The organism is Salmonella sp. SG203 (assembly GCF_013350575.1).
Taxonomy (GTDB): Bacteria; Pseudomonadota; Gammaproteobacteria; order Enterobacterales; family Enterobacteriaceae; genus Salmonella; species Salmonella enterica.
In genome coordinates, this window is record NZ_SNMT01000109.1 from 1 (window position 1) to 505 (window position 505).

At 48.5% G+C, this 505-nt stretch carries 1 tRNA gene and 2 rRNA genes; all 3 read right to left on the reverse strand.

Annotated elements, in window-relative coordinates:
* Positions 1 to 91, reverse strand: a 23S ribosomal RNA gene (locus HV477_RS28045); the annotation flags it as partial.
* 191 nt (positions 92 to 282) lie between these two features.
* Positions 283 to 358: transfer RNA gene (locus HV477_RS28050), tRNA-Glu, on the reverse strand.
* An 85-nt stretch (positions 359 to 443) separates the two neighbouring features.
* A 16S ribosomal RNA gene (locus HV477_RS28055) occupies positions 444 to 505 on the reverse strand; the annotation flags it as partial.

Below are 505 nucleotides of genomic sequence, written 5' to 3' on the forward strand. Positions count from 1 at the left end.
TATCACCTTACCGGCGCTTATCGCAGATTAGCACGCCCTTCATCGCCTCTGACTGCCAGGGCATCCACCGTGTACGCTTAGTCGCTTAACCTCACAACCCGAAGATGTTTCGTAAAACATTCTCGTGTCGCGAAAATTTGAGAGACTCACGAACAACTTTCGTTGTTCTGTGTTTCAATTTTCAGCTTGATCCAGATTTTTAAAGAGCAAATATCTCAAACGTGACTCGTAAGTCAGTTTTGAGATATTAGGGCAGGTGACTTTCACTCACAAACCAGCAAGTGGCGTCCCCTAGGGGATTCGAACCCCTGTTACCGCCGTGAAAGGGCGGTGTCCTGGGCCTCTAGACGAAGGGGACACTGAAGTCTCAATCGCAAGACGCCTTGCTTTTCACTTTTCATCAGACAATCTGTGTGAGCACTGCAAAGTACGCTTCTTTAAGGTAAGGAGGTGATCCAACCGCAGGTTCCCCTACGGTTACCTTGTTACGACTTCACCCCAGTCA